Below are 6,159 nucleotides of genomic sequence, written 5' to 3'. Positions count from 1 at the left end.
TCCTTGGGGATCTGCGGCAGCGCCGCTGTCCTGGCGGCAATAGCCGCGTTCTTCGTCTTTGTCTTGCTTGGCATAGATGCTCCTGATCGTCATGCTATGCCTCGCACACAAAATTACTGACAGGCTCGGGCAGACAGCCATTCGGCGCTTCACCACTGTCGAGGACGGCAAGACGCTGCACAAGTACTGGTCCTCTGCATGCCGTGGTTGTGACATCAAGAGCCAATGCACTCCGGCTCCCCAGCGGCGCATCAGTCGTTGGGAGCATGAAGACGTTCTAGAGATCGTCCAGGCCCGCCTTGACGGGGCGCCTGAAGCATCTCGACTTCGACAGAGCACGGTGGAGCACGTGTTCGGTACGCTGAAGGCGTGGATGGGATCCACGCACTTCCTGACCAGAACACTACCCCGCGTGCGAACCGAGATGAGTCTGCAGGTGTTGGCATACAACCTGCGGCGAGTAATCAAGATCCTTGGTACTGAGGCACTGATCGCGCAGATGAAAACTTAGGCCGGAACGGCCGCGGTGCCGCCGCACTTGCGAAAGCAACTTCGCCACCGCCAAACCGCTGCGATCGCCACGTCATGCTCGGCGGAGCGCCAAAGTTGTTTACACACAGCCTCGACTGAACTCGGACGTTCGCCGTCGAGGTACCGAATCGTCATGATGTTGCCTGTCGGTCATTACGAAAAGCAGAGTTCGAACGGCGCCAGGTCCTCCCAAAGCTGTCGGTCCCGTGCGTTCGGTGGACTGGTACGTCAGAGTGCAGCTTCAACGACGGAGCAAGCCTGGTGGATAAGAAAACCGTCCGTCAAACTGGAGAAGCCCACACCTTTGCCACGGGTAGGTCTTCCCAACAAGTCTTGTACTGCGGCTTCAGTAGGTCCCTTCGCACCTCAAAGTCGCGCTGCGGATGCGGCGACCAACCGGGTGTAACACCCCACACACCTCTGGGTCGCGAGGAAACATTTATCAATTTCGTTCAGCTTCGGTTCACCCACTTCTTTCTAAGCTCCGTCTCACATCAACCAAGGAGCTTTCCATGAAACATACCTCCATTCTTTTTCTGACCACGTTAGTGGCAGCGGGCGTCCAAGCCCAGACCTTCAACGACACTGCCCGCGTGCGCAACGTCGAACCGCGGTACGAGAACATCTCCGTGCCGCGCAACGAGTGCACGAGTCAATGGGTGACCGAGCAGCAACCCGTGGCGGCTTCGCGCAATTACGGGGGGCTGGCGGTTGGCGGTGTGGCCGGCGCCTTGCTCGGCAACCAGGTTGGCAAGGGCCGCGGCCGAGACGCCGCCACCGCGCTCGGTGCCGTGGTCGGCGCGCTGGCAGGCGAGCACTTTGCCAACCAGAACAACTGGGGTGGTGGCTACCAGCAGGCCTCCCAGCCGCAGCAGCGCCAGGTGCAGAACTGCCGCACTGTCAACGACGTGCAGTCTCGCCTCACGGGTTACCTAGTCGAGTACGAGTACCGCGGCCAGGTCTACAGCACGGTGACCCGCGAGAACCCAGGCCGCACCTTGCCGATTCGCGTTTCATTTGCTCCGGTTGAGAGCGAATACCAGGGTGGACGCGAATACCAGGGCAGGCGTGATGAACGTGGCGGACGCGAATACCTTGATACTTACAACCGATGAACACATTTGCCAAACTACTCTGCGCCACCCTGCTGGTGGTATCCAACCTGGCCTGGGCCGACCTGAGCCGCGACGACGCGGCCGCGGTGGCCCAGCGGGCCAGTGGCGCCCGCGTGCTGTCCGTCGAGAAGTCCGAGTCTTCAGCACAGCCGGTATGGCGCATCAAGGTGGTCACGCCGGCTGGTGAGGTCCGCGTGATCCAGGTGGACGTCGTCACTGGCCAGATCCGCTAGGGCCAGCCTGCTGAGCTTCAGCCCTATGCGCTTGTTACTGATCGAGGACGATGCCGCGCTACGGCTCACCTTGGCCCGCCAGCTGGAGGCCGATGGCTACCGGGTCGACCAAGCCAAGGACGGCGAAGAGGGCCTGTTTCTGGCGCGCGAGTACCCGGTCGATCTTGTCATCGTTGACCTGGGGTTGCCCAAGCTGAACGGGCTGACCATCGTGCAGCGTCTGCGGCAGGAGGGAAGCGCCCTACCCATTCTGATCCTCACCGCGCGCGGCAGCTGGCAAGACAAAGTGGTGGGCCTAGAAGCCGGGGCCGACGACTACCTGGTCAAGCCATTCGAATACCCGGAGCTGGCAGCGCGGCTCAAGGCCTTGCTGCGGCGCTCGCTGGGGGCCTCCACTGACGTGCTGACGCTCGGCCCCCTTAGTATCGACCCGTCGGCGCAGGCAGTGCGGCTCAGCGGCGCGGTGCTGGAGCTCACGGCGTTCGAGTACCGCCTGCTCGAGTACCTGGTGCGCCAGCGCCCGGCCATCGTCACCAGGCAGGCGCTGTCGGACTACCTGTACCCGCACGGGGAGGACCGCGACAGCAACGTGCTGGAAGTGCTGGTGGGTCGCCTGCGGCGCAAGCTCGACCCCAACGGCAACGTCGGCCCGATCGAGACCGTGCGGGGGCGGGGCTACCGGTTCACCCTCGAATGAAGGCCGGCTACTCCATCCGTACCCGCCTGCTTCTGGGTGCTGCGGTGGTACTGCTGGCATTCATGGCCGGCGCGGGGCTGGCGGTGCAGCGTGCGAATGCCGAAAGCGTGCGGGCGGCCTATTTCGGCCGGCTGCAGAGCACCATCTACCTGCTGCTGGCAGCTGCCGAACTCGATTCTGGCGGTGCGCTGGTGATGCCGCCCGAGTTTGCGGAGCCGCGCCTGTCGCTACCGGGGTCCGGCCTGTACGCGGGTATCTACAACGTGTTGCGCAGGGATCAGTGGCAGTCGGCCTCGACCTTGGGCCTGCAGCCACCGTTCCGGCGCAGCCAGCAACCCGGTCAATGGCGCAACGAGACGGTGGATGGGGCCGGCAAGTCCTTCCTGTCGGTCAGCTATGCCGTCACCTGGAAGGCCTCCGAGCGTGAGGCACCGCTGGTGCTCACGGTGCTGGAGGACCGCGCGGCCTTCGACCGCGAAGTCGGCGCCTTCACCCGCACCCTTTGGCTCTGGCTGGGCGGCGCCGCCGTGCTGCTGTTGCTGGCGCAGCTGTGGCTGCTGCGGTGGGGCCTGGCGCCGCTGCGGCACGTGGCAAGCGAGATCCGGCGTATCGAAGATGGCGGGCAATCGCGCATCGACGGCCGCTACCCTACCGAAATCTCCAGCCTCACGGACAACCTGAACAACCTGATCGAGCAGGAGCGCGAGCGTCAGGCCCGACATCGCGACGCGCTGAGCTTTCTCGCCCACAGCCTGAAGACTCCGCTGGCTGTTCTGCGCAGCGCCCTGGCCGAGCCGGCGCAACTGCCAGCCACCGTGGCCCAGCAGGTGAGCCGCATGGACGACATCGTGCAGCACCAGCTGGGGCGCGCCATCGCCGGGGGCGCCGCGCGCTTTGCGCCGCCACTTCTGGTGGCGCCGATCCTGGAGCGCATTCGCAGCGCGCTGGCCAAGGTGTATGCCGAAAGGGCATTGGACTTCAGCGTCCAGTGCCCGGCCGACCTGGCCTGGCGCATCGACGAGGGCGATTTGTTCGAGATGCTTGGGAACCTGCTGGACAACGGGGCCAAGTGGGCGCACACCCAGGTCTTGGTGCGGATATGGCGTGAGCCGGGATCCTTGTGCATTCGCATCGAGGACGACGGCCCTGGATTCAGCGACACCGAGTCCATCTTGCAACTGCACGTGCGGGGGGACGAGCGAACGCCCGGGCACGGCGTCGGGCTGGCAGTGGTGAACGACCTGGTGACCAGCCACCATGGGGAGCTGAAGCTTTCGGGTGGCCCGTTGGGCGGCGGGCGGGTAGACATCGTGTTGCCGGTGCCCTGAGGGGGCATGCGCCTGGCAGAACCGGAGGGTCGCTCGGGCCATCCTGGCCCGTTACATCTCCTACGCAGCAGACATGCATGTAACTGGGTTTGTGCTGCAGACTGAAGTTCTGTTCAACAGCAAAGGAGTCACATATGACTGTCCGTTCGAAGATGACGTTTCCTGCTGCCATGCTGATGGCCACAGCTCTCTCCTGGGGGTTCAACGCTCAGGCCGCTGGATTGGGTATTGGCGTGGGAGTGGGTGTCGATGCCAATGTCGGCGCGAATGCTGGCATCGCCGACGTCCGCCTCGGAAATCACAGCGGAATTTCAAGTGATGTCCGGGCTCGCGCCATGACGGGCGTCAACGGGCGATCGGATGCTCGATACCAAAATGAAGGCCGAAGCGGCGCAGCGCTGTCAGCAGTAAGCGATGCCAAGGCTGAAGGTGCTACTTCGGTGGGCTCACAAGTCAAGAGCGCAGTGTCAGTCGATGGTCAGGTGCGGTCACAAGCGCGGGGCACGACGAACTGAGCGGCGTTTGATCAACAGAAGCGCTTCTTCGCCCGAATCAATGCGCGCAATCCCATCTTTTGCATCAGGCGCTGCACGCACTTGTGGTTGATGGGCTCTGCCATTGACCTGCGCAGCGCTGCCGTGATGCGTCTGTACCCGTCTGTGGGCTGCCATCGAATCCATCGCTCGTATGATCGGCTGCGTGCCGCAGACCCTCAACGAATGGGTCTAGCGCGACCAGACCGATACGCCAAGCGCATCGTGGGGTAGCGGGTCAATGCACACGGAGTTCGTTCTGGATGCCTTGGAGCAGGCCCTGCATGCCAAGTAGCCCGAGCGTGATGGCGCATTGACTTATCATTCCGAGGGAGTGTCGCAATACGTTTCCATCTGCTGCAGCGAACGGCTCGCAGAAGCGGGCATTTAGCCCTATGTGGGCAGCAAGGGCGACAGCTTCGATAACGCCTTGGCCGAGACGGTCAACGGGCTGTACAAGGCCGAGGTGATCCATCGCCGGTCCTAGCCAACCCGTGAATCGGTGGAGCTGGCCACACTGGAATGGGTGTCTTGGTTCAACCATCAAAGGCTTCGCGGACCCTTCGAGTACCTACCGCCTGCAGAGGCTTGGGCAAACTACTACCGGCAACTCGCCAGTCAGACTCCAACGGTGGGGGCTGACTAAAACCAACCAACCTCCAAATTCCGGGGGCGGTTCACTCACGAGACCAGTTCCATGAGCTACATGGTCAAAGAAGTTTTCTACACCATACAGGGTGAAGGCGGCAACGTCGGCAGAGCTGCAGTGTTCTGCCGGTTCGCCGGTTGCAATCTCTGGTCCGGGCGGGAAGCCGATCGCGCGAGCGCTCAATGCCAGTTCTGCGACACCGATTTTGTCGGCGTGGATGGCACTGGTGGAGGGAAGTTCGATTCGGCCCAGGCGCTGGCGGACCAGGTTTCAGCCCATTGGCCGGCACTGGTGGCGGGGCAGAAGCTGGTCGTGTTGACAGGCGGTGAACCATTGCTGCAAGTCGATTCAGCGTTGATCGAAGCGCTGCACTGCAGCGGGTTCGAGATCGCGGTGGAGACCAACGGCACAATCGTTGCGCCAGCGGGGGTTGACTGGCTGTGCGTGAGTCCAAAGGCCCGCACATCTCTCAAGATTCGTGCAGGCCACGAGCTCAAAGTTGTCGTTCCCCAGTTTGGTATGGACTTGGATGCGTTGATCGAACTGAACTTCGAGCGCCATTTGCTGCAGCCCATGGACGGCCCCGAGCTGGAGAAGAACACACTTTGGGCTATTGAGTACTGTCTGCGTGACCCTCGCTGGCGCCTGACCCTACAAACCCACAAAATGGTCGGGATCCGATGACATTCGAAATTTCGCAAAGTTTCTTCTTTGACGCTGCGCACACCCTCCAGCGGGAGATTGGGTGCGAGGGCAGCGCGAGAGTGCATGGGCACACCTACCGGGGCGAGGTCTCGGTGACCGGTGCTGTAGACCCCCATACGGGCATGGTGATCGATTTGGGTCAGCTGCGTTTGCTGGTGGCGCAGTTGCGTGAGCATTTGGACCACCGGCTGCTGGACGAGGTCCCCGGCCTGGGCATTCCGACGCTCGAAAACCTCTGTGCCTTCATTGTCCAGTTAGCCGTCTTGTCGGATGTTCGCCTGAGCCGTGTTTCGGTGTGGCGCGAAGGTATTGGGGACCGTTGCGATTTTCGATTCGAGTGAACCCTTCCTCTCCAAGTCTGGTGTGCA

General features: G+C 62.5%; 7 protein-coding genes and 3 pseudogenes. 9 read left to right on the top strand and 1 reads right to left on the bottom strand.

The window, feature by feature from the left end; genetic code table 11:
- Positions 1-127: 127 nt before the first annotated feature.
- The 6 genes and pseudogenes from M3149_RS14075 to M3149_RS14050 form a co-directional block, all read left to right on the top strand.
- Positions 128-511: pseudogene (locus M3149_RS14075) on the top strand (transposase); the annotation flags it as partial.
- A 532-nt stretch (positions 512-1,043) separates the two neighbouring features.
- On the top strand, positions 1,044-1,646 hold the full coding sequence (locus tag M3149_RS14070; RefSeq protein ID WP_251710170.1) for a glycine zipper 2TM domain-containing protein: 603 nt from the start codon (positions 1,044-1,046) through the stop codon (positions 1,644-1,646).
- Complete coding sequence (locus tag M3149_RS14065; RefSeq protein WP_251710169.1) at positions 1,643-1,879, top strand: PepSY domain-containing protein; 237 nt, start codon at positions 1,643-1,645, stop codon at positions 1,877-1,879. Before M3149_RS14070 ends, M3149_RS14065 begins: the two co-directional genes overlap by 4 nt.
- Positions 1,880-1,904: 25 nt before the next feature.
- The gene (locus M3149_RS14060) at positions 1,905-2,576 is read left to right on the top strand and encodes a response regulator transcription factor (protein WP_251710168.1); all 672 of its coding nucleotides are present in this window, start codon (positions 1,905-1,907) and stop codon (positions 2,574-2,576) included.
- Complete coding sequence (locus M3149_RS14055; RefSeq protein WP_251710167.1) at positions 2,573-3,904, top strand: ATP-binding protein; 1,332 nt, start codon at positions 2,573-2,575, stop codon at positions 3,902-3,904. Before M3149_RS14060 ends, M3149_RS14055 begins: the two co-directional genes overlap by 4 nt.
- A 134-nt stretch (positions 3,905-4,038) precedes the next feature.
- Positions 4,039-4,419: a hypothetical protein gene (locus M3149_RS14050; RefSeq protein WP_251710166.1), complete on the top strand. Its 381-nt coding sequence runs from the start codon at positions 4,039-4,041 to the stop codon at positions 4,417-4,419.
- A 23-nt stretch (positions 4,420-4,442) separates the two neighbouring features.
- Here the strand turns inward: M3149_RS14050 and M3149_RS14045 are convergent.
- A pseudogene (locus tag M3149_RS14045) lies at positions 4,443-4,571 on the bottom strand (IS3 family transposase); the annotation flags it as partial.
- Between the two features lie 98 nt (positions 4,572-4,669).
- Between M3149_RS14045 and M3149_RS14040 the strand changes: the two are divergent.
- From M3149_RS14040 to M3149_RS14030, 3 genes and pseudogenes are all read left to right on the top strand, one after another.
- Positions 4,670-5,083: pseudogene (locus M3149_RS14040) on the top strand (integrase core domain-containing protein); the annotation flags it as partial.
- Between the two features lie 51 nt (positions 5,084-5,134).
- Positions 5,135-5,770 carry a 7-carboxy-7-deazaguanine synthase gene (queE, locus tag M3149_RS14035; protein ID WP_251710165.1) on the top strand — a complete coding sequence of 212 codons (636 nt, stop codon included), beginning with the start codon at positions 5,135-5,137 and terminating at the stop codon, positions 5,768-5,770.
- Positions 5,767-6,132 (top strand): 6-carboxytetrahydropterin synthase, encoded by a 366-nt coding sequence (locus tag M3149_RS14030; RefSeq protein ID WP_251710164.1) that lies wholly within the window; start codon positions 5,767-5,769, stop codon positions 6,130-6,132. Before queE ends, M3149_RS14030 begins: the two co-directional genes overlap by 4 nt.
- Positions 6,133-6,159 lie beyond the last annotated feature (27 nt).

This window comes from Hydrogenophaga intermedia (assembly GCF_023715105.1).
Classification (GTDB): domain Bacteria; phylum Pseudomonadota; class Gammaproteobacteria; order Burkholderiales; family Burkholderiaceae_C; genus Hydrogenophaga; species Hydrogenophaga intermedia_A.
This window is presented reverse-complemented; position numbering and strand designations above follow the sequence as displayed.